Source organism: Nocardia sp. NPDC059764 (assembly GCF_042732555.1).
In the GTDB taxonomy this organism is placed as follows: domain Bacteria; phylum Actinomycetota; class Actinomycetes; order Mycobacteriales; family Mycobacteriaceae; genus Nocardia.
The window spans coordinates 1-22,972 of record NZ_JBHWHH010000121.1 but is presented as its reverse complement, the minus strand read 5'-3'; the positions used below and the strand labels follow the sequence as shown (position 1 = coordinate 22,972).

Here is a 22,972-nt window from a genome sequence, read left to right as displayed (position 1 = left end):
CCAGGTCGTCGAGCGCCTGCTCGCCGCGCCCGGCGACCACCGAGCCGATCGAGATGTCCGCGCTGCCGGACAGTTTCGCCAGCAGCGTGGCGTAGGCCGCGTGCAGCGCCATGAACAGGGTGGCGCGATCGCCCTCGGCCAGCTCGCGCAGGCGGGCGTGCCGCTCGGCGGAGACGGCGAAGCGGTACTGCGCGCCGTGGCGGGTCGCCACGGCCGGGCGCGGCCGGTCGCCGGGCAGCTCCAGAGTGTCGGGCTGACCGGACAATTCGGCGCGCCAGAAGCGAACCTGGTCCGCCAGCAGGGATTCCGGGTCGTCCTCGGCGCCGAGCAGGTCACGCTGCCACAGCGTGTAGTCGGCGTACTGGACCGGCAGCGGCGTCCACGCCGGGGCCGCGCCCGCGGTGCGGGACGCGTAGGCCAGCATGAGATCCCGGGTCAGCGGCGCGATGGACCAGCCGTCGGCGGCGATGTGGTGCACGGCGAGCACCAGCACGTGGGTCTCGGGCGCCACCCGCAGCAGGGTGAGCCGGGCCGGAGCCTGCTCGTCCACCGCGAACGGCAGCACGGCCAGCTCGAAGATCCGGGTCTCCAGATCCTCGGCGCCCACCCGCTCCACCGCCAGCGCGACACCGGACTGCTCGACCGGCAGCACCAGCTGACGGCCCACGCCGTCCACGGCCGGGTACACGGTGCGCAGCGTCTCGTGCCGCGCCACCACGTCGGTGACCGCGGCGGCCAGCGCGTCCGCGTCCAGCGGGCCGTCCAGGCGGATGGCCGCGACCAGGTTGTCGGCGATCGAGCTGTTGTCGAAGCGGTTCAGGAACCACATGCGCTGCTGCGCGTAGGACAGCGGCACCACCTCGGGCCGCTCCCCCGCCACCAGCGGCGCGCGACCGCCGGTACCGGCCAGATCGGCCAGCCGGGCCGCCAGCTCGGCGACGCTGGACGCCTCGAACAGCAGGCGCACCGGGACGGTGGTGTCCAGGGCCGCGCCGAGGCGGGCCACCACCTGGGTGGCGATCAGCGAGTTGCCGCCGAGCTCGAAGAAGTCGTCGTCCGCGCCGACACCGGCGGCGGGCGCGTCGGCCTCGACGGCCGAATCCAGGTGCACCGGAGCGTTGTTCGAGGACGGAGCCGCGGCCACCGCGGCGGCCGCCAGCGCCGCGTCCGCCGGGGTCGCGTCGGCGACCGGGGCCAGGCCCAGCACCTCGGCGAAGACCTCGGCTACCAGCAGCTCGATCGGCGTTGCGGGAGCGCGGAATTCGCGGGCCGCGAAGACCGGGGCGGGCAGCGCGCGGTAGTCCAGTTTGCCGTTGACGGTCATCGGCATGGCGTCGAGCACCATGAAGGCCGACGGAATCATGTACGCGGTCAGGCGTTCCGCCAGCGCGGTCCTGATCTCGGCGACCTCCACGCCGCCGGCGGCCGGCACCAGGTAGGCCACCAGCTGATCGCCGCGCGACGCGTCGTGGTGCAGGACCACCACGGCCCGGCGCACCTGCGGCAGCGCCGCCAGCGCGGCCTCGATCTCGCCGAGCTCGATGCGGAAGCCGCGCAGCTTGACCTGGGAGTCGTTGCGGCCCAGGTACTCCACCTGGCCGTCGGCGGTCCAGCGCACCAGGTCGCCGGTGCGGTACATGCGTTCACCGGGCGCCCACGGGCAGGCCACGAACCGGCTCACGGTGAGCTCCGCGCGATTGCGGTAGCCGCGGGTGACCGGCAGGCCGCCCAGGTACAGCTCGCCGATCGCGCCGACCGGCACCGGCCGCAGCCGCTGGTCCAGGATCCACTCGCGCGCACCCGGCACCAGGTGGCCGATGGTGACGGTCTCGCCCGCCGCCAGCGCGCCGGTGATGTTCACGACCACGGTGGCCTCGGTGGGGCCGTAGGCGTTGATCATGTCGCGCCCGGCCTCCGCCCAGCGCCGCACCATCTCCGGCGACAGCGCCTCGCCGCCGACCGCGACGTGGCGCAGGGTGGGGACGTCGGCCGGATCGATGGTGCTCGCGCCCGAGGGCGTCATGAAGACGTGGGTGACCCCGTGCGCCCGAATGACTTCCGCCAGCTCGTCGCCGATGTGCGCGCCGGTCGGGGCGACCACCAGGGTGGCGGCCGACCGCAGGGCCAGCAGCAGCTCGCCGACCGAGACGTCGAACGAGGAGCTGGTCACGTGCAGCACCCGCGCGTCGGCGGAACCGCTGAAGCGCTCGTACTGCGCCTCGGACAGACCCGCCAGGCCCGTGTGGGTGACCACGACGCCCTTGGGCAGACCGGTCGAGCCGGAGGTGTAGATGGAGTACACGACATTCGCGGCGCGCAGCGGCCGCGCCCGATCGGCGTCGGTGATCGGATCGGCCGGGAAGGCCGTGCGGGCAGTGGTGAATTCGGCGTCGTCGAGCAGCAGCCAGGGCAGCGTGTCCGGCAGCGCGGCGCGCACCGGCGCCACGGTCAGGCCGAGCACCGCGCCCGCGTCGCGCACGATGTACTCGATGCGGTCGGCCGGGAAGGCGGGGTCCACCGGCACCCAGGCGGCGCCGGTCTTGGCGATGGCCCATACGGCGACGATGTACTCGATCGACCGCGGCAGGCTCACGGCCACCAGCTGCTCCGGGCCGAGGCCGCGCTCGATCAGCAGGCGCGCCAAGCGATTCGAGAGGGCGTCCAGTTCGGTGTAGGTGAACTGGACATCGCGCTCGATCAGGGCGATCCGGTCCGGGGCCGACGCCACGGCCGCGGCCATGATCTCCGGCAGCAGGCGGACCGTTTCCACGGCCCCGCCGGAACGGGTTGTCAGATCGGTGTATTCGGCCTCGGACAGCAGCGGCAGCGCGTTCACGACCACGGCCGGATCGGTGGTGATCGCCTCGAGCAAGCGCACATAGCGGCGCGCGAAGACCTCGATGGTGGCGGGATCGTAAAGATCCACCGCGAATTCGAACTCCGCGTGGATCCCCGCCGGTGCCGGACCTTCCCCGGGACCGGCACCGGCGAAGCTTTCGGTGACCGCGACCGACAGGTCGAATTTGGTCACCTCGGTGTCCAGGGTACTCGTCGTGGCAAGCAACCCGGGCAGTTCGAGGCTGATGTCTCCGGCGGCGGTGAACGAGAGGGCCACCTGGAACAGCGGATGCCGGGCCGCCGAGCGCACCGGATTCAGGGCCTCGACGAGCTGTTCGAAGGGGACGTCGGCGTGCGCGAACGCGGCGAGATCGATGTCGCGGACCCGGTGCGCGAGGTCACGGAAGCTGAGCTCGCCGTCGATCTCGGTGCGCAGCGGCAGCGTGTTGACGAACATGCCGATCAGGTCGTCGAGTTCGCGCGCGCCGCGGCCGCCGACGGGGGTGCCGATGACGATGTCCGATTCGCCGGACAGGCGGGACAGCAGCACCGCCAGCGCGGTGTGCATCAGCATGAAGGTCGAAATGCCCTCGGCCCGAGCCGTTTCCGAAATGGCGGCGTGCAACTCCGCGGTGAGCTCGACGTCGAGCTTGCCGCCGCGGCCGGTGGCGATGGCGGGACGGGGACGGTCGGCCGGGAGCTCCAGCACGTCCGGCGCGCCCGACAGGGTGCCGCGCCAGAAGTCGAGCTGCCGCGAGAGCAGCGACTCCGGGTCGTCGGCCGCGCCGAGCCGATCCCGCTGCCACAGCGTGTAATCGGCGTACTGCACCGCGAGCGGCTCCCAGGCGGGCGCCTGGCCTCCGGTGCGGGCCAGGTAGGCGGTGATCAGGTCGCGGGCCAGGATGGGCAGCGAGAGGCCGTCGGCGGCGATGTGATGCAGCACGATGGCGATCGCGTACTCGGGGACGTCGAGGTCCGCGGCGTCGACCAGGACCGGACCGCCCAGTCCGCAATCGGCGGCGACGGCACCGGTAACGGTGAACAGTCGTGCACGGAACGGGATCTCGCGCTCCAGGTCGAAACCCTGGGCGGCGAAGGTCCGAAGGCGGGCGTCCAGTTCGTCCGCGTCACAGGACTCCTGCGCCACCGGCTCGGTCGCCGCCGCGACCGGCAGCACCTGCTGCGTCGCGAAACCCGCTGCGGTGGTCGGGAACACGGTGCGCAGCACCTCGTGGCGGCCCAGCACGTCGGCCAGCGCGGCGCGCATGACCTCCGGATCGGCCTCGCCGCGCAGGCGCACCACGAACGGCATGTTGTAGCCGGCGCTCGCGGTGTCGAAACGGTTCAGGAACCAGATGCGCTGCTGCGCCGGGGACAGCGGCAGCGCCTCCGGACGATCGCGGCGCACCAGGGCGACCGCGCTGCCGGACTCGGCGTCGGCGTCCACGAACTGGGCGTCGATCACCGCGGCCAGCTCGGCCACGCCGGTGGCGGAGAACATCTCGCGCACCGTGAGGTGGCAGCCCAGCTCGGCGTTCAGCCGCGATGCCACCTGGGTGGCGATCAGGCTGTTGCCGCCCAGGGCGAAGAAGTCGTCGGTGCGGCCGACCTGGTCGGTGCCCAGCACCTCGGCGAACATGGCGGCCACGGCCCGCTCGGTCACCGTCACCGGCGCCTCGTGCACCACCGCGACCCGGACCGGATCCGGCAGCGCGGCCCGGTCCAGCTTGCCGGAAGCGTTGACCGGCAACGCCTCCAGCAGCACGAACGCGCTCGGCACCATGTAGGCGGGCAGCGCCCGCGCGGCGGCGGCCTTGAGCTTGATCGCGTCCACCTCGTCGGTCGCGACCGCGTAGGCGACCAGCTGATCGTCGCGCACGATCACCACCGCGCGGGACACGCCCTCGACATCGCCGAGCACGGTCTCGATCTCGCCCAGCTCGATGCGCAGGCCGCGCACCTTGACCTGGAAGTCGGTGCGGCCCAGGTACTCGATCTCCGCTCCGCCACCCCGCGCTTCGTTCTCGGTCCAGCAGACCAGATCTCCGGTGCGGTACATGAGTTCACCCGGGGCCGCGAACGGGTCGGCGACGAACCGCTCCGCCGTCAGACCCGGACGCGCCATGTAGCCCCGGGCGAGCTGAACCCCCGACAGATACAGCTCACCCGGAGTCCCCATGGGGACCGGCCGCAGGCGTGCGTCGAGCACGTACAGCCGGGTATTGAACACCGGCGCGCCGATCGGCACGGCGGTGGTGTCCGCGGCGGTCACCTCGTGCGAGGTGACCTCGACCGCAGCTTCGGTGGGGCCATAGAGATTGTGGAGCGGGGCGCCGGTCAGGGCGCGCAGCCGCTGCGCGATGGGGCCCGGCAGCGCCTCGCCCGAGGCGAACAGCTGCCGGATCCGCAGCGGCGGCTCACCCGCGGCCGCGGCGGCCTCCAGCTCGGCCACGAACGAATCCATCATCGACGGCACGAAATGCACCACCGTGACGCCGAATTCGGCGATCACCGCGCGCAGGTAGGCCGGATCACGGTGGCCGTCGGGCTGGGCCAGCACCAGGGTCGCGCCGATCTGCAGCGCGAAGAACAGCTCCGGCACCGAGACGTCGAAGGTCATCGGCGTCTTCTGCAGCATCACGTCCGCGGCGGACAGCGCGAAGGTCTCGCGCATCCAGACCATGCGGTTGACGATGGAGCGGTGGCTCACCGCCACGCCCTTGGGGCGGCCGGTGGAACCCGAGGTGAAGATGACGTAGGCGGTGTTCGCCGGACGCAGCGGGGACAGCCGGTCCACATCGGTCACCGTGGCGTCCGAGAACTCGGCCAGCGCGGCCTCGGTCAGATCGGCGATGTCCAGCACGGCGGCGTCGGTGTCGGGACGGTCCGCGGCGGTGGTCAGCACCAGCGCGGGCGCGGCGGTGTCCAGGATGTGCGCGATCCGGTCGGCCGGGTGATCGGGGTCCAGCGGCACGTAGGCGCCGCCGGCGGCCTGCACCGCGTACACCGCGACCAGCAGTTCCGGCGAACGGCGCAGGTGCAGCGCGACCAGCGACTCCGGGCCGATGCCGCGCGAGATCAGGTAGCGGGCGAGCCGATTCACCCGTCCGGCGAACTCGGCGTAGGTGAGATCGCAGGCGGGGGTTCCGCCGAAACGCACCGCGAGCGACTGCGGCGTCCGGGCGGCCTGCGCCTCGAACATCGACACCAGCGTCGCCTCGGGGTCCACGGTGAACGCGGTGTCGTTCCACTCGCGCAGCACCATCTCGCGCTCGCGCTCGGTGATGACCTCGACCGCGGACAGCGGGGCCGCCGGGTCCAGCTCCACCAGCCGCTCGACGAACGCCACGAAACGCTCGATGTGGCGATCGATCTCGTCGGCGGTGTACAGGTTCGGGTTCACCTCGAGGTCCAGGCGCACCCGGTCGTTCTCGCCGTAGAAGGCGTTGAGGCTCATGTCCTCGACCGGGCTGGTGGACAACAGGTTCAGGCGGCCCTGGATGTCGCCGAAGTCGAGCTGCGGGTGGAACAGCATGATGTTGACCATCGGGCCGTACAGCGCCCGCGACGCCGGGGCGCCCTGCAGTTCGGCCGCGTCGCGGCGGATGTCCTCGTGCCGGTAGCGCTGGTGGCGCAGCGCGCCGGAGATCTCCAGGCGAGCCGCGGTGAGCAGCTCCAGCCAGGTGGTGTCCGGCCCGGCCGCCATCCGCAGCGGCACGATGTTGGACAGCATGCCGGTCGAGCGGCGCATGACCGCGGTGGTGCGGGCGGTGACCGGCAGGCTCAGCACGGCCTCGTCCTGGCCGGTCAGCTTGGCCAGGTAGGCCGCGAAGGCGGCGATGATCACGCCCGCCAGACCCGAATCATGCTGCGCGCCACACTCTTCCATGCGGCGGACCAGGTCCTCCGACAACACCACGCCGCGGCGCAGGTTGTCCGAGCGCGGCGGGGCGGTGCGACCCTTGAGCGACATGGTGCCGTCCAAGCCCGCGGTGCGCTCCTGCCAGTAGGCGCGGTCGGTGCGGAAGCGGCTGCTCTCGCGGTAGGCCAGTTCGGATTCGACCAGCTCGCGCAGGGTGCCGACCTTCACCGTCTCCGGCTCCTGGCCGCGCTGCAGCGCGGTGTAGCGACGGGCCGTCCACTGCATGGTGTTCAGGGCGGCGTAGCCGTCGCCCACGATGTGGTGACCGACGAAGAACCAGAACCAGCGCTGGTCGGCGACCCGGATCAAGGTGGGCGAGAACAGCTTGCCGGTGAGCAGGTCGATCGGCTCGAGGATCTGGACCTGCATCCACTCGTGCGCGGCGGCGATGGGATCGGCCGCCGAGCGCAGGTCCATCAGCTCGGTGTTGTGGCCCGCGGTCGGGTCGATGTACTGGTGGGGCTGTCCGTCGATCTCGGTGAAACGCAGCTGGGAGGAACGCCAGATCGGGACGCCGTCCTCGACCACGCGCAGCAGCAGGTCGACGTCGAAGTCACCCTCGATGTCGACGTACTGGACCAGGTTGAGGGGCACTTCGGGAGCCAGCAGCTGGGCGTACCACAGCCCGATCTGCGCGGGTCCGAGCGGGAACGGCGCAGACAATTCAGTCGACGTCGGAACTTCACTCGGTCCGAGACCACTCGAGTCCGTACCCTGCACCAGAGCCTCCCTTGTCATGGCGAATTGCTATGTCGACCAACGGTTTCGGGGCATCACGAAATAGACCTGAGTGCGCTCGGCTGACGAGAGCGCACCAGGCCGCGAGTTATCGCATCGCCCTGGGTTTTTCGACGAATGCGCGGCGAATCCGCGCGTGATCCAACTAGTGCTCGAAGCGGCCGGGCTTACTGGCTCGCCGGCCGGGACGCGATTGCCTCCGGGTCATCGCATCCGGACTGTCCTACTGCCGATCTCCTCCAACTGTCACCTGCATCACAGGGATGCCGTTCATGCATGCGAACACTAGGCGTTTACACAATAAAAAGGAACTTTTTCCTGAAAAAAAGTTGGACGAGCGTCTAGTTGGCAGCCGATCCGGCGCGACGATCGCGATGAATGTGGGTCAAACCACATAACGAGGCTGCGGTGTGACCGACCGCACTTTCGGATGTGGAGATTAGGACTCGAAACGTTGCAACTGCGTTGCATCGGCGCCCAGGCGCCGGTCCAGCACCCGGATCTTGGCCTCGATCTGCGCATACAGCGGAGACTCGTGGTCCACGGTGGCCCGATAGGCCGCCCACGCCGCCGCGTCGTCGCGTCCTTCGGCGCCCGCGGTCCACCGACTCAAGACCGAAGCGTCGCCGGAACGTAATACAGCCGTTCTCAAGCGCACCCGCAATTCATCGCGAATGTCTATAACTCCCGGAGCGGTCGAGCGCGGCAACACCGGGCCCGCGTACAGCCGCACGGCGGCGTCCACATCCCCGGAATCCAGGGCGGCGCGCAGCGCCTCCACATCGGTGGCGATCGGCACCCGCAACCGGTACGGGCGCGAGCCGAAGACGTTCGAACCGACCACCGAGCGCAGCCGCGACATGGCGGCGCGAATCGTGGCGTTGTCCAGATCGGCGTCATCGAGGAGCAGGGCCAGGTGATCGGCCGACAACCCCTCGGAATGCTCGGCGAGCAGCAACAGGATCTCGGCGTGCCGCTGCGACAACGGGACCCGCTCCCCCGCCACGGTCAGCTGCGGCTGACCCAGCCCGAGCACCTCCAGGCCCAGGCGTTCCGGCGCGGGCGCGTCGGCGTGCGAACGCCGGTCCTGGCCCGAACGCACCGCGGCCAGCAGCAGATCCATCTCCGCGGCCGTGGCCGCCGCCTTCACCAGCGCCAGGATCTCCGGGCGCGCCACCCGCACGCCGCCGGCGATCATCAGCACGCCCACCAGGCGGCCGTCCGGATCGTGCACCGGCGCAGCCGCTCCCGTGATCTGGTGCATGCGGTGCAGGAAATGCTCGGGGCCGTGGATCCAGGCCGCGCGGCCGGTGCGCACCACCAGGCCCACCGCGTTGGTGCCGATCCGGCGCTCGCTCAGGTCGTTGCCCTCGCGCAATCCCGCCTCGGCGGCCGGCTGCACCCGGTCGGCATTGCCGTGCACCGAGAGCACGCGGCCGAACTGGTCGGCCACCACCACGATCAGACCGGTACTGGTCGCGTCCCGCAGCAACAGCTTGTCCACCAGCGGCATCACCGCGGCGATCGGATGCGCGTCGCGATAGCGCTCGAGGTCCGCGCCGCGCAGGCCGCGACCGTCCCCATCGTCCATCGGGTCCACGCCGCCGCGCACGCTGCGCAGCCACGATTCCAGGACCATGGGACGTAACAAGCCGGGCAGTTGCCCCAGCTGATCTCCACCCAGGCTGAGATATCCGTGAGCCTGGGCGGCATATGTTTCGAGCGCACCGAGTTGACTGCCCGGTTCGGCGCCGTGGTTAGGGTTTCCCCCACCCGCAAGATTGCTGACCATTTGCCTTTCTTTCCGCACCCAAAGGGTACCGGCGGACCTGAGAGCCCAAGGCGGAAGCTGTACGTTTGTCCGACAGGTCACACAGCAACCGTGTCCGGCGGAAATGTGAGCTACGCAGCATCTTGTTAAACATGCCGTGTTCAGTCACTGCGCGCGATCCGCGCGTCGCGGCGGACCCGCCGAGGTTGCGGTGGCGCCGCTGACCGGATCACGACCGCGCACCCCGCCCCGAAAACCTTGCGGCGGCCCGGTTTTCGGTTAACACGGTTCACCGAATGTACCGCCCCGGCTCGGACACTGTGCGAGGGTGGGTGGGGTGGAGGACATCGACCTGACCGATCTCGACCGGTTCGCGCGCGGCTTCCCGCACGCGGTCTTCGACCGGCTGCGGGCCGACACGCCGGTCTGGTGGCATCCGCCCACCCCGCACACCCCCGACGGGGAAGGGTTCTGGGTGGTCAGCCGGTACGCCGACATCGTTGCCGTGGCCGGGGATTCGGTCACCTATTCCTCCGAGAGCGGCGGAGAACGGCGCGGCGGCGGCACCCTCATCGAGGACCTGCCGGTGGACTGGGCCGTCGGGGTCCTGCTCAACATGATGGACGACCCCCGGCACGCGGGCGTGCGGAAACTGCTCATGCCCAGCGTCGCGCCGCGCACCCTGAAACTCATCGAGGACGACCTGCGGCAGCGCGCCGCCGACCTGGTCGACGCGGCACTGACCAAGGGCGAGTGCGACTTTCTGCTCGACCTCGCCGCCGAACTGCCGCTGCAGGCCGTCGCGCAACTGCTCGGGGTGCCGCAGGAGGACCGGCACCGGCTCTTCGGCTGGGCCAACGTCGCCCTGGACTACGACGATCGCGACCTCGGCGAGGCCACCGCGCGCACCCAGCGGGCCGTCGCCGAAACCCGGGCCTACGGGCGGGAACTGCTCGCCGCCAAGACCGCCGCGCCCGCCGACGACCTGCTCTCCCTGGCCGCGCACGCCACCATCGACGGGCAGCCGCTCACCGATATGGAGCAGGCCATGCTGTTCAGCCTGCTCATCGCGGCGGGCAGCGAGACCACCCGCAACTCCATCGCTGTCGGGATGCTCGCGCTCATCGAACGGCCCGAGGTCTGGCGCAGCCTGCGCGAGGACCGCTCCCAACTGGACGGCGCCGTCGACGAAATGCTGCGGTGGGCCTCCTCCACCTCCTACAACCGGCGCACCGCCACCCGCGACGCCGAACTCGGCGGACAGCGAATCAAGGCCGGGGACAAGGTCACCCTGTGGTGGACCTCCGCGAACCGGGACGAGGCCGTGTTCGCCGACCCGCACACCTTCGACATCACCCGGCGGCCCAACCCGCACCTCGCCTTCGGGCGCGGCGGGCACTTCTGCCTCGGATCCAATCTGGCCCGCATGGAGATGCGGGTGGTGTTCGACGCGCTGCTCGACCGGGTCGAGACCGCCGAACTCACCGGGGCCGTCGAATACACGCGCAGCAACAAGCACACCGGCGTCCGGCACATGCCGGTCCGGCTGCGGGCGCGCGGGGAGGAGGAGTAGATGAGTATCTCGGAGGATTACGTGCGGGCGGTCAACGCCGCCGACGAAGCCGCGCTGCTGAAGCTCTTCGCGCCCGGGGCCGAACTGCGCAATCCGCGAGGCGTTTTCACCGGTCACGACGAAATCGCCGGGTTCTATCGGGATGTCGTGTTCGCGGGCCGGGCGCGGACCGAGATCACGCGGGTAATCCCGGGCCCGGCAGTCGAAGTCGCACAGCTCGAGGCGACCAGCCCGCTCGGCAAGCCCGGCAACCGCACCTACGCGATCGACGTCTTCGGTCTCGGCCCCGACGGGCGCATCACCACACTGGAGATCTACTACCGCTGATCAACTGGACGGGAGCGTCGGTTTCAGCGCCGCCGCACTGCGGGTGCGGGCCGCGCCCCACCACACGCCCGTCCCGTAGGCCACATCGTCCAACCGCCGGCAGAACACGTAGCGGATCGGATCCAGGCTGCCCGGCTCCCGATGGGTGAACCAGTCCGCCAAGCCCTCCGCCATGGCCAGGGTGATCGCGATGTGCCGGATCCGGCGCGAGCACAGCATGCCCAGCAGCGTCACCGGCCAGTAGTGGCGGCACATGGCCGACGCCAGCCGCCACACCGCACCGCCGAAACCACGCGTCATATAGATGGCGGCCACCCGGGTCGGATTGTCGAGCCCGGCGAACACCCGGCGTAATCGGACCAGCGTCGCGCCCAGGGTCAGCACCCCGCCGAAGATGCCCCAGCCCGACGCGGTGCTCAGCAGGCCCGCCGACACCGCCGTCCAGATCGGCAGCGACAGCGGCGCGGCCATCCCCCTGTGCCGCTGCGCCAGCGGCGCCACACCCGTCCCATGGGTGACCTTGTGGGCGAACCACTTTCGCAGCGACACCGGATTGCTGTGCGCCACCCGGGCCGCGGGCTCGTAGCGCAGCCGCCAGCCCGCGCGATCCAGCCGCCAGCACAGGTCGACATCGCCGCCCGCGCCCATGGACTCGTCGAAACCGCCCTCGCCCAGCACGGCCAGCCGGCGCACCAGCACCGCCGAACTCGGCACGTACGGCACCGGGCCGTGCGCCTGCACCGCCGACTCGCGGCGGCCGCGATGCACCGAACCGCGGGTGTGCTCGTAGCGGGCCAGCACCGTGGAATCGGGATCCATGGCCAGGATGCGCGGGGCCACCAGCGCCACCTTGGGATCGCTGAAATGACCCAGCATGACCTCCAGCCAGCCGGTCCGGGGCACCACCTCCGGATCCAGGAAGGCCACGAATTCGGTTGACGCGGATCGCAATCCGAAATTGCGGGCCGCGGCCGCCCCGTGCCGGCGATCGCGGCGCAGCACGGTGATCCGGCATCGGCTGCGCGCCTCGGGAATCCGCACCGGCTGATCCGAACCGTCGTCCACCACGATCACCGTGTGGCCGCGCAGCGCCGACAACAGCCGCGACAGCTCCGGAGTGTTGTTGTGCACCGGCACGATCACGGTGACGTCCTCCAGCGACGGCAACAGCCGCGGGCGCGGATTCGCGACACCGGAATCGAGAAGACGTCTGGCAACCCGCGCCGACGCCGGGTCGGTCACCTCGAGGTACCCGTCACCGATCAAGGCCGCAGCTTCCGGAGCGAGCCGTAGCAACCTCGTCGGCGTGCCGCCGACCAGTAGCCGTCCACCGGAATAAGTGCGCACCTTGGGATCGATTCGCACCCCGAAACCATCGGGAAGGCGATCATGGCGCATTCCCGAATGCTAAGTCAGCACACCACTGGCAATGATGATTGCCACGCGGTGTTATCTGCCCTCCGCTTCGTTACGGGCGGGTTCGCGGCCCCTGGTCGCGATTCTTCCCTCCTCCGCTTCGCTCCCCCGCTCCAAGGCGGAGGTCTATCGAGCCGCAGTCCAGAATCGGGACGGCCGCGAACCTTGGGTCGACATTCCGCAAGGGAGCGCCCCTATTCGGTCTCTCGCACATCCGGTGGTAGCTCGACGGGTTGCGGCCTGGGCGCTCTACACTGCCGGGAGGAAAATCGGCAGTTGAACTGGTAGGGGACGGAAATCCGTGCCCGTGGTGGTCGAGGCGGTATGGGAGTCGGGCGCATGCAGACAGGCGGGGGCGGTAACACCCTCTCGGAATCCGAGATCGTCGAGGCCGCCCTGCGGGTGGTCAGGCAGGACGGCGTGGAGAAGCTGTCCATGCGACGGCTCTCCCGCGAACTCGGAGTTTCACCGATGGCCCCCTATTACTACGTCGCCGACAAGCGGGAGCTACTCGACTTGGTGGCGACCGCGGCGCTGACCGGCGTCCGCAAGCCGCCACCCGAATTCGGCACGTGGCAAATGCGTTTGCGGGATCTCATCGACCAGATCGACGAGAAATTGCGCAAGCACCCGGGTCTCGGCGACGTCCTGATCGAGCAGATGCTCGGCAAACAGCTCGACCTGATCGCGGCCGTGATGGAAATCCTCTTCGACGCCGGTTTCGACGAGCGCAATGTGCTCTCCGCCTACGCCACCATCCACACCTATCTGTTCGGTCGTTCCAAGGTGAACCCGCGCGACCGCTCGTCGCTGGTGGACCGGGTGCTGCCCGAGGCGGTGGAGCGCGCCACCAAACACATGGCGGATCTGCGCGGCAGGTTCTCCTACGACTTCTCGATGGATGTGCTGATCGCCGGTCTGGAAGCTCAGCTTGTCCGGCAGCGCGACAGCCACGTATAGTCAAACTAGAACACGTTCTAGTTTGGGTAGACTGCTCCGGCTGACCATCACTGCCGGGTTCGAGAGGACACTATGACCACCGTCGACGTACCGCACAGCTCGCGATCGGCCGTGCTGCGGGTCTCCGCGGTCATCAACGAGACGGCCGACTCCTGCTCGCTGGTCTTCGACGTGCCCGAGGAACTCAGCGAGCGCTTCGCCTACACGCCGGGCCAGTTCCTGACCCTGCGCATCCCGAGCGACCTGACCGGGTCCGTGGCCCGCTGCTACTCGCTGGCCAGCTCGCCGCACACCGACGACAAGCCGAAGGTGACCATCAAGCGCACCGTCGACGGCTACGCGTCGAACTGGGTGTGCGACAACGTGAAAGCCGGCGACACCATGGAGGTGCTGCCGCCGTCCGGCGTCTTCACCCCCAAGAACCTCGACGAGGACCTGCTGCTGTTCGCGGCCGGCAGCGGCATCACCCCGGTGATGTCCATCCTCAAGTCGGCGCTCGCCCGCGGCAACGGCCGCATCGTGGTGGTCTACGCCAACCGCGACCACGAGTCGGTCATCTTCGCCAGCGAACTACGCGAACTCGCCGACAAGAACCCGCAGCGGGTCGTCGTCATCCACTGGCTCGAAGCCCTCCAGGGCCTGCCGACCGCGGACGCCTTCGCCGCCCTGGTCTCGCCCTACACCGCCTACGAGGCGTTCATGTGCGGCCCCAAGCCGTTCATGGACCGGGTCCACGACGCCCTCGGCCAGCTCGGCGTGCCGCGCAACCGCACCCACGCCGAGGTCTTCAACTCGCTCTCCGGCGACCCGTTCGCCGATGTCGCCCCGGTCGAGGTCAGCGCCGAGGAGGCCGCCGACGCCGCCAGCGTCGAGGTCGAACTCGACGGCGAGACCCACGAGATGACCTGGCCGCGCAGCCAGACCCTGGTCGACATCATGCTCTCCAAGGGCCTGGACGTGCCCTACTCCTGCCTCGAGGGCGAATGCGGCTCCTGCGCCTGCACCGTCCTGGAGGGCGAGGTGGAGATGGAGAACGCGGAGATCCTCGACCCCGAGGACATCGCCAACGGCTACATCCTGGGCTGCCAGGCCCGGCCGGTGACGGACCGCCTGAAGATCCAGTTCTGAGACAACCCAGCTCTCGGAACTCTCAGGGCTTCGCCCCGAACCCCGAAAACGATTCGGCCGCCGCGTTGTCTCACGCGGCGGCCGATATCGTTTGTGGCGTCCGGGCTCAGTACGCCGAGAAGACGTTGTCGATCGAGCCGTAGCGGTGCGCCGCGTAGTTGCAGGCGGCCGAGATGTTCGCGACCGGGTCGTAGATGTCCCACGAGGTGCCGTCGACGTGGTACGCCTGGAACGTCGGGTCGATGACCTGCAGCAGACCCTTGGAGGGGATGCCCGCCGCGGCGTTCGAGTCGTAGAGGTTGATGGCGCGCGGGTTTCCGCCGGACTCACGCTGGATGTTGCGGAAGATGCCGTCGTAGCTGCCCGGAATGCCGCGCTGGTTCATGACCTGCATGGCATTGCGGATCCAGCCGTCCAGATTGTCGGCGAAGACCGGGGGCAGCAACTGGTCGAAGGGGGCGGGCAGGCCCTGCACCGCGGCGCGGACCTGGTCCTGCTGCGGCGCCGGCAGGGAGTTGTTGAGATCGGTGGCCTGCTGCTGAACCTGCTGGGCGGTGCCCTGGAACTCGGGCGGGACGCCGTTGACGTCGGCGGAGGCGGTGCCGGCGGCGATGGCCGAGGCGGCGAGCGCGACGGCGGCGAGGCTGGTGACGGTTCGGACGGGCTGAGCGAAGAATTTATGCATGGCGAATCTCGGTAGCGCAGCGCTGACCACGGCGGGTGTCCCTCGGGACCCTGCCGACGCACTGCATGGATCGTGATGTGTAAGGTGGCGGAACGAGATTCGGGAGATTTCCCAGCTATCATCGTTCGTTCACGCTCTCGCCGAAGGCGGCGGTCTCCGCGTGGGGTGCTCCAGCTCATTTCGAGCTGGTATCGGCCATTGCCGACTGATCACAGAGTGGTCTCGACAAATGAACGTAAACTGAACGCAGGGTGAACAGTCGAGACAAATTCCTCGAGCAATGCATCACAGCAACCCGACAGCGTGGGCTACGCCGCGGTGTTCACCGCTGAGCGCGGTAGTGCGCCCGCTGCTCCGGGGTGAAGTGCTCGGTCGCGTAACTCAACGCCGTGCGGCCCATCGCCGCCGCGTGCGCGTCCAGAAATCCGGTCAGAATCGCGGGATCCACCCGCTTGCCGATCTCGCGCAGCATCCAGCCCACCGCCTTCTGGATCAGATCACGGCGGTCGTCGAGCAGGCGCTCACACAATTCCACGGTGGTGGCGGTCTCCCCCTGTTTGATGAACGCGAAGGTGGTCAGCAACGCCACCCGCCGCTCCCACAGCGAATCCCCCGCCGCGAATTTCTCGAGCAGATCGCGCGGACGCCCCAGCAACCACGGACCGAGAATGAACTCCGCGGAGGCGTCCACCAGATCCCAGTTGTTCACCCGGCCCCGGCGTACCGCCGCCAGATACAACTCGACAATCTCGCGCTGCCGCGCCGCATCGCCCCCGCGCTTGCGCGACGCCTTCGCCATCTCCCCATTCAGAATCACCAACGCGGCCAGCCGATGCTCGTGCACCGGACTGTCGAGCAGTGCGTCGATCTCCGAAAGCGGCATCCCGGCAAACCGTTTCACCGCCTTCCGGGTCTGCGGAACCCGGACGCCGATGAATACATCCCCTTCGCCGTACTCGCCCGGACCGGTCTTGAAAAAGCGCTGCAGATGCACCGCGTCGGCCGGGTCGGCGAGCGCCGCCAAATCCGCTCGCACCGCATCGGCGGTCAAACCATTCGATGCCGCACCGATACCGCTCATCGCGCCTCCCAAGTCAGTTATCCGAGGCCCTCTGGAACGAATCCTGAAGTGACGCCGCATCCCACAACGGTCCGGGTAACTCGCCGGGGACGTCCACGAGCTTTACCGTGTTTCCGCCGCGGCTCGTAAGAGGACCTCGCCAAAATTTCGCATGTGGTCCGCCCCTCCGTACCAGGCGGCGACCAATTCCACGGCCGCCGAACGGGTCCGGTGCGCGGCATCGGCCAACTGCGCGATATCCGCCTCACCGGATTCGGCGGCGGTGGCGGCCACTTCCAGATCGTGGCTGGCGACCAGCAGGCGCATGATGTGGTGCAGATCGATGGTGGCGTCGCCGGTGCGGAACTCGGCGGCGGCCTTCGACTCCGGCGCGGCGGCGGGCGATACGGGCGCGATGACCGTCGACTCGGTCGCGACGGGCGTCGGCTCCGTCAGTGCGTGCGCCGGCTCGGACAGCGCGGCCCCGGGCTCGGCCGGTACAGCCGCGGGTTCGGACAGCGCGGCGATGGGCTCGGACAGCGCGGCGATGGGCTCTGGAACGCTCGAAACCTGCTGCTCGACAACGGGTTCCGGGGCGGCGCGACGACGCGAGGGAGCACCCGCCGGGCGGGTGGACTCGCGGGGCGCCTCGTGCACGCTCTCGCGCAGGGACGCGGCGACCGCCTCCATGCTCTCCAGACTGGCCGGGGCCTCCAGGCTCTCCAGACGCGCCGGAGCCTCCAATCGCTCCGGGGTCTCCAGGCGCTCAGGGGTTTCCAGCCGCTCCGGGAGCTCGTACCGGACGGGCGGCTCGGGGTCCGGCGCGTAGCGGCGCGACACCGGAGGCTCGAATTCGACAGCGGAGCCGGCGCCGAAGACGCTGTCCCGCGGTTCGGCCGGCAGGGCGAAGGACTGAAGCTCGGGGGCGGGACGCGGGCCCAGCGTGTCGCTGTCCATGGCGGACGGCGCCGCGAAAGGCTCACTCTCCGGGGCGGAACGGGTGAACTGCCCGCTGTCGGCGGGACGGGTCAGCGGACCGCTGTCATTGATCGACCGGGCGAACGGCGACCCGTTGGCGGCGGGGCGCGTTCCGAAGGGCTCACCGTTGACCGGCACCGCGAACGGCTCACTGTCGGTGGTGATGCGGGCCGAGAACGGCTCGTCCGCGGCCAGCCGGGCGGCCACGGCCTCCGGGTCCGAGGTGCGCTGCGGCAGATCGGGGGCGCGCTGCGGCAGCTCCGGGTCGCGCTGCGGCAACTCCGGCGCACGCTGGGTCAGGTCGAAATTGCGCTGCGGCAGGTCCGGGGAGCGCTGCGGCAGATCGGGCGCGATCCGGCGCGACAGGGCCTCCGATTCCGGTGTGCTGCGCAGGGTTACGGGCGCCGACGACCACTGCACCTGCTGGTCGTGGCCGTTCCGGCTCAGCCCGTCGTGCCCGTTGCGGGACAGCCCGTCGTGGCCGTTGCGGCTCAGGCCGTCATGTCCGTTGCGGCTGAGGCCGTCATGTCCGTTATGGCTGAGGCCGTCATGTCCGTTGCGGCTCAGGCCGTCATGTCCGTTGTGGGACAACCCGGCGTGCGCGCCGGTATCGATGCCGGTCAGCACCGGATTCGGCGAGGTGCCCGGCGCGTCCGGGTGGGTGAGGCGGTAACCCGGCTGACGCGCGGAACGCGAATCCCCCGGGCCGGTGGTGAAATCGGCATCCATGGCCGCCATTCTTACCGGGCGGTGGCAGCCGGTGCGAGTCGGGCTACGCTCCGGCCGTGCGCCCGGTCACCACGAAACCGGCTCACGACCAACGGTATTGGGGCATTGACGCACACGCCACCCGGTGGCGAACCGGCTCAGCAGGTGGTCGGAGCCGGTACGCCGCGCAACCGGGCGTCCACCCAGTCCAGCGCCGCGGGCAGGCCCAGCACCGCCGCGGACAGGTGTTCCGGCGACGAGTTCAGATTGACGTCGACCGGCACCCCCGCCGCGCAGTACCGGCGGTCGGTGTTCACGATGGCGTCCACCGAGATCAGCGGATCGGTCGGCGAATGCCATTCGAAGATCGGCGTATTCGGCACCCCGTCGTACAGCTCCAGGCTGTTCTCCTGCAGCACCGACAGCACCGTCGGATCGTCGATCAGCGAGGTGCTGGCCGCGAATTCGCGCGCGCTGTGGCCCGCCCCGATGGCCATGATCTCGTTGGTGCAGCCATTGGCCATGGCATTGCGGGCGAACAGGCCCGCGGTGTTCATCTGGGTGCTGATCGGCAGCCGGTCCGGATACTCCCGCTCCAGACCGATGGCGGCCGCCATGGCCAGCCCGAACGCCGGATGCGGCTGGAAGCCCAGCTGGCGCACCATCTTCTCCAGATTCATCGGCACGCCGCCGGTGGCCGCGCCCGCGATCTCCAGTTCCGGCGCGTAGCGCGGGGCCAGCGCCGCCGCCCACGCGGTCGCCATGCCGCCGCCGGAATATCCGGCCATCGCGACCCGGCTGTCACCGAGGCCCAGTTCCGGCGTCCGCTTGACCGCGCGAATCCCGTCCAGGGTGATCTGCCCGCCCAATTTGGCCGCGCCGTAGGCGAAATTCGGTCCGAGGTGGTCCGGCAGCGCCACCGACCAGCCGCGCCGCAGTGCCACGTTCAGGGCGACGGCTTCCTTCACATACAGATTCGGGTCGCTGGTGTACAGCACCCGCGACACCGCGCACTGCGCGCCGAGGCCGTTGATGATGTGCTGATAGGACAGCAGCGGCCCGCCCGGCTGATGCTCGCGCGGCGTCAGCACCGTGGTGACCGCGGCGATCGGGCCGCCCTCGGAGCCGGTGGACCGGAATTTCACCATGGTGACCGTGGTGTCGGGGAACATCAGCAGCGGCGGCATGGGCCGCGTCGCGAGCACGTCGCCCGGTGCGTGGTCGGCGATGTCGGCCGGTTGCGCGTAGAACGGATCCGGGTCGGGCGCGGGATAGATCGGATCCGCGTGCGCCGCGGGCGCCATCGCCGCGAGGGCCAGACCCGCCGAGAACAATCCGAAAATGCGCAGCAACAGCTTGGCTTTCACCAGTTCCTCCACGAATTTCGCAGTGAGAATCGCATGCTTGCCCCACAAGGAGTGTGGTTCGCGAAGGTTGGAGAAGAAATAGCGACACGCCAGCAATCATGATGTCGCTGCGAACTCAACCCATCTGGGTCATGCCCGCCGCCACCACGTTCGCCACATTCAGGATCTCGTCGGCCGTCGGCAACGGCAGCCCGTCCAGCGCGTGCAACCGATCCGTGCTCGCGATGGCCAGCATCGCCGACACCCACGCCGCCGCACAGGCCCGCAGCGTCCCCGGCTGCACCGGGCCCGGCGCACTCGCCGCCAGCACCCGCGCGGTCACGTCCAGCAGCTGATCGCGCATGCGGCGCAACTGTTTGCGCACATCCGGATGGGTGTCGGCCTCGCGCCACATGATGACGCGCAGCACCGAGGAATGGTGATCGCGCAGATTCAGGGCGGCGTCCATATTGACCAGACTCTTGGCCGGATCACCCGGCACCACTACCGAATAGATGTCGTCGATCGGCTCCGGCGGGACGCGCTCGGCCATCAGAGCCGACAGAATCGCGTCCTTGGTCGGGAAGTAGTAGAAGACAAGGCCTTTGGGCACCCCGGCGGCCTCGGCGATGGCCGCGGTGGCCGTGGCGTCGAAACCATTGGCCGCGAACAGCTTCTCGGCGGCATCGAGGATGAGCTGGCGAGCGTCCCCGTCGACCTTCTTGCTGCGACGCTTCCGTGGTGCAGGCACTGCTCGACTTCCTCCTCACGCTTCGAAGCGGAGGCGGCCGCCACCGGTCGGGCGGACGTAGGGAACAAGCATATCGCGCGGATACGCCGGCCTCGTGGGGTCTCCCGCCCTTCACAGGAGAACGAGGCCGGCGCGCCGCGACCCGGTCAGTGGTGCGCCGCGGTGCCGAATCGGCCCGCAACCTCCGGCATCTCGGCCAACGCGACCACGACCGTCAACGCGCCCACGATCCATGCGACCCAGGAGGCGTTGCTGTAGGAGTGGAAGTTCATCACCCACGGGGAGATGAACATCAGGACACCGAGGATGCCGAGCGCTCGGCCCGTCATCGTGGTACCCATATCGCGCAACTGCGCCAGGCCCGCGAGTGCGATCAGCACACCGAGCACGACGAGGGTCCACAGTGCGCGGTCGCTGTGCGCCACCCAGATCGGGGACAGCGCGGCTACTACGCCGAGCACGAATGTCAAGGCGTGCTCCGCGCGACTCATGGTGAACATGGAATGCCTCCTTTGAAAGGCCAGGAAATATGTTCTGATCCCGTTGTAATCCTGATTGACCGCCCGATCAATGAATGCCCGGATACGATTGGGCCGCATCTCGGGTGTGACGGCCGACACGTCGGTGGGGGCCTTCGGGAACCGCTAAGGTGGGCACATGTCGCACTCGGTAGAACAGGTTCTAATTGTTGGTGGTGGACTCGCGGGATTGCGCACCGCAGAGGAGCTCCGACGTGCCGGTTACACCGGTGAACTGACCCTGCTGTGCGACGAGAACCACGCCCCCTACGACCGGCCGCCGCTGTCCAAGCAGTACATGCGCGGCGAAACCGACGACACCGCGCTGCGGCCCGCCGAGTTCTACGCCGAACACGACATCCGGCTGCGCCTGGGCGTCACCGCCACCGGCGTCGACACCGGCGCCCGCCGAGTCCGGATCTCCGACGGCACCGAAGCCGGCTACGACGCTCTGGTCATCGCCACCGGGCTGCGGCCGCGCCGGATCCCCGGGCTGCCCGAGGTCTCCGGCCTCCACGTGCTGCGCTCGCACGACGACGCCGCGGCCATGCGCGAACACCTGGGCTCGGCCCGCAAGGCCGTCATCGTGGGCGCGGGATTCATCGGCTGCGAGCTCGCGGCCAGCTTCCGGGCGCGCGGGCTCGACGTCACCATCGTCGAACCGCAGCCCACTCCCCTGTACGCCGCGCTCGGCGAGCAGGTCGGCGCGCTGGTGGCCCGGCTGCACGAGGCCGAGGGCGTCGAGCTGCGCTGCGGCGTCGGGGTGGAAACGCTTGTCACCGAGGGCGACTCGGTGAGCGGGGTCCGGCTCGCCGACGGCAGCGTCGTCGACGCCGACCTGGTGGTCATCGGCATCGGCTCGGTGCCCGTCACCGAGTGGCTCGACGGCTCCGGCATTCCGCTGGCCACGCCCGCCGACGGCGGCGGCGTGCTCGCCGACGAGACCGGGCGCACCTCGGTCCCCGGCGTCTGGGCACTCGGCGACGTGGCCGCCTGGCCGCACGCCCTTGGTCGCAACAAGCGCGTCGAGCACTGGACCAATGCCGGCGAACAGGCGCAGGTGCTGGCCGCCGCGCTGCTGGGCGGCGCCCCGGCCGAGATCCAGGTGCCGTACGTGTGGAGCGACCAGTACGACATGAAGATCCAGGTGCTCGGCATCCCGGCGCTGGCCGACGAGATCGAGATCGTGGAGGACAAGGGCCGCAAGTTCCTGGCCCACTACCGCCGCGCGGGCACGCTGGTCGCCGTGGTCGGCGCGAGCATGGCAGGCAAGGTCATGAAGGCCCGCGGCGAACTCGCCGCGAACCTTCAGCCAGTGGTTACCGCGGGCTGAACGGGAGCGGGGAACCGCTCGGCTACACCTGGACAAGCAAGACATTCCGACCCGCGGTTCGCGATCAGGCCGGTGCTTTCACTACCGTGCAAGGTGTGATCGTCGCGCTCATCGACTCCGGACTGGGGCTGCTGCCCACGGCCGCCTGGTTGCGGAAGCTGCGGCCCGATCTCGACCTGCTGCTGCTCAACGACCCCGACGGCGCGCCCTGGGGCCCCAAGCCCGAGCAGTGGGTCATCGACCGGGTGCTGGACACCGCGCGCCTCGCCCTGTGCGAGGGCGCGGAAGTCATTGTGCTGCCCTGCAATACGGCCAGCGTCACCGCGCTCGAACACGTCCGCGCCATGGTCGGGCCCGAAGTGCCGGTGATCGGCACCGTGCCCGCCATCAAACCCGCCGCGGCCGCCTGCGAGAAGGTCGCCGTCTGGGCGACCGCCGCCACCACCGGCAGCGCCTACCAGGCCGGGCTGATCGCGCAGTTCGGCGGCGACGCCGAGGTCACCGGGGTCGCCTGCCACGGGCTCGCCGACGCCATCGACCGCGGCGACCTCCCGGTCATCGCCGAGGCCATCGCCGCTGCCGCCGCCCGCACCCCCGCCGACACCGAGGGCATCGTGCTCGGCTGCACCCACTACCCGCTCGTCCTCGACGACATCCTCGCCGCCCTGCCCGCCGGGGTGCGCGTCTTCGACAGCGCCGAGGCCGTGGCCGGGCAGACCCTGCGCCGCATGGACGCCCTCGGACGGCCCACCGCGGGGGCGGGCGGCGTCCGTATCCTGGCCTCCGGACGTTCGGCCCGACTGCCTTCCGCCGCAGCGGCTTTCGAGTCCGGCCGCCTGCTCGGCGCCACCTGCGAGGATCGGCTCACCGCCTCCTGACCCCCCGGACACACGAAAGGGCCGCTCCCCCAAGGGAAGCGG

At 69.8% G+C, this 22,972-nt stretch carries 15 protein-coding genes; 6 read left to right on the top strand and 9 right to left on the bottom strand.

Annotation, left to right across the window (positions count from 1 at the left end):
• Both ACFV4K_RS24210 and ACFV4K_RS24205 read right to left on the bottom strand, forming a co-directional pair.
• The coding region (locus ACFV4K_RS24210; protein ID WP_379277916.1) for an amino acid adenylation domain-containing protein at positions 1–7,498 on the bottom strand (7,498 nt) is incomplete at its 3' end.
• Between the two features lie 439 nt (positions 7,499–7,937).
• Positions 7,938–9,290 carry a GAF domain-containing protein gene (locus ACFV4K_RS24205; protein WP_379277914.1) on the bottom strand — a complete coding sequence of 451 codons (1,353 nt, stop codon included), beginning with the start codon at positions 9,288–9,290 and terminating at the stop codon, positions 7,938–7,940.
• Between the two features lie 307 nt (positions 9,291–9,597).
• Between ACFV4K_RS24205 and ACFV4K_RS24200 the strand changes: the two genes are divergently transcribed.
• Positions 9,598–10,842 (top strand): cytochrome P450, encoded by a 1,245-nt coding sequence (locus ACFV4K_RS24200; protein WP_379277912.1) that lies wholly within the window; start codon positions 9,598–9,600, stop codon positions 10,840–10,842.
• Positions 10,843–11,169 (top strand): nuclear transport factor 2 family protein, encoded by a 327-nt coding sequence (locus ACFV4K_RS24195; protein WP_379277911.1) that lies wholly within the window; start codon positions 10,843–10,845, stop codon positions 11,167–11,169.
• Here the strand turns inward: ACFV4K_RS24195 and mftF are convergent, their stop codons facing one another.
• A complete protein-coding gene (gene mftF / locus ACFV4K_RS24190; protein ID WP_379277909.1) occupies positions 11,170–12,567 on the bottom strand; it encodes a mycofactocin biosynthesis glycosyltransferase MftF in 1,398 nt (465 codons plus the stop codon). It abuts the gene before it with no gap.
• A gap of 357 nt (positions 12,568–12,924) precedes the next feature.
• Here mftF and mftR2 point away from each other — a divergent pair, with 357 nt between their 5' ends.
• Positions 12,925–13,545, top strand: a complete 621-nt coding sequence (gene mftR2, locus ACFV4K_RS24185; RefSeq protein ID WP_379277908.1) for a mycofactocin system transcriptional regulator MftR2 — start codon at positions 12,925–12,927, stop codon at positions 13,543–13,545.
• Between the two features lie 72 nt (positions 13,546–13,617).
• Positions 13,618–14,673 carry a 2Fe-2S iron-sulfur cluster-binding protein gene (locus ACFV4K_RS24180; RefSeq protein ID WP_379277907.1) on the top strand — a complete coding sequence of 352 codons (1,056 nt, stop codon included), beginning with the start codon at positions 13,618–13,620 and terminating at the stop codon, positions 14,671–14,673.
• Between the two features lie 106 nt (positions 14,674–14,779).
• Here ACFV4K_RS24180 and ACFV4K_RS24175 read toward each other — a convergent pair whose 3' ends face one another.
• The 6 genes from ACFV4K_RS24175 to ACFV4K_RS24150 form a co-directional block, all read right to left on the bottom strand.
• Positions 14,780–15,358, bottom strand: a complete 579-nt coding sequence (locus ACFV4K_RS24175; protein WP_379277905.1) for a transglycosylase SLT domain-containing protein — start codon at positions 15,356–15,358, stop codon at positions 14,780–14,782.
• A gap of 322 nt (positions 15,359–15,680) precedes the next feature.
• Positions 15,681–16,439, bottom strand: a complete 759-nt coding sequence (locus ACFV4K_RS24170; RefSeq protein WP_379277903.1) for a DNA alkylation repair protein — start codon at positions 16,437–16,439, stop codon at positions 15,681–15,683.
• A 102-nt stretch (positions 16,440–16,541) separates the two neighbouring features.
• Positions 16,542–18,125, bottom strand: coding sequence for a hypothetical protein (locus ACFV4K_RS24165; RefSeq protein WP_379277902.1), 1,584 nt, complete (start codon positions 18,123–18,125; stop codon positions 16,542–16,544).
• 137 nt (positions 18,126–18,262) lie between these two features.
• A complete protein-coding gene (locus ACFV4K_RS24160; protein ID WP_379277917.1) occupies positions 18,263–19,408 on the bottom strand; it encodes a lipase family protein in 1,146 nt (381 codons plus the stop codon).
• A 178-nt stretch (positions 19,409–19,586) separates the two neighbouring features.
• Entirely contained in the window at positions 19,587–20,201 is a 615-nt protein-coding gene (locus tag ACFV4K_RS24155) for a TetR/AcrR family transcriptional regulator (RefSeq protein WP_379277900.1), read from the bottom strand.
• A 146-nt stretch (positions 20,202–20,347) separates the two neighbouring features.
• Positions 20,348–20,701: an SPW repeat protein gene (locus ACFV4K_RS24150; protein ID WP_379277898.1), complete on the bottom strand. Its 354-nt coding sequence runs from the start codon at positions 20,699–20,701 to the stop codon at positions 20,348–20,350.
• A gap of 157 nt (positions 20,702–20,858) precedes the next feature.
• On the opposite strand from ACFV4K_RS24150, the gene ACFV4K_RS24145 reads away from it, so the two are divergent.
• Entirely contained in the window at positions 20,859–22,052 is a 1,194-nt protein-coding gene (locus ACFV4K_RS24145; protein WP_379277897.1) for an NAD(P)/FAD-dependent oxidoreductase, read from the top strand.
• Between the two features lie 95 nt (positions 22,053–22,147).
• Positions 22,148–22,930: a glutamate racemase gene (locus ACFV4K_RS24140; protein ID WP_379277895.1), complete on the top strand. Its 783-nt coding sequence runs from the start codon at positions 22,148–22,150 to the stop codon at positions 22,928–22,930.
• Positions 22,931–22,972 lie beyond the last annotated feature (42 nt).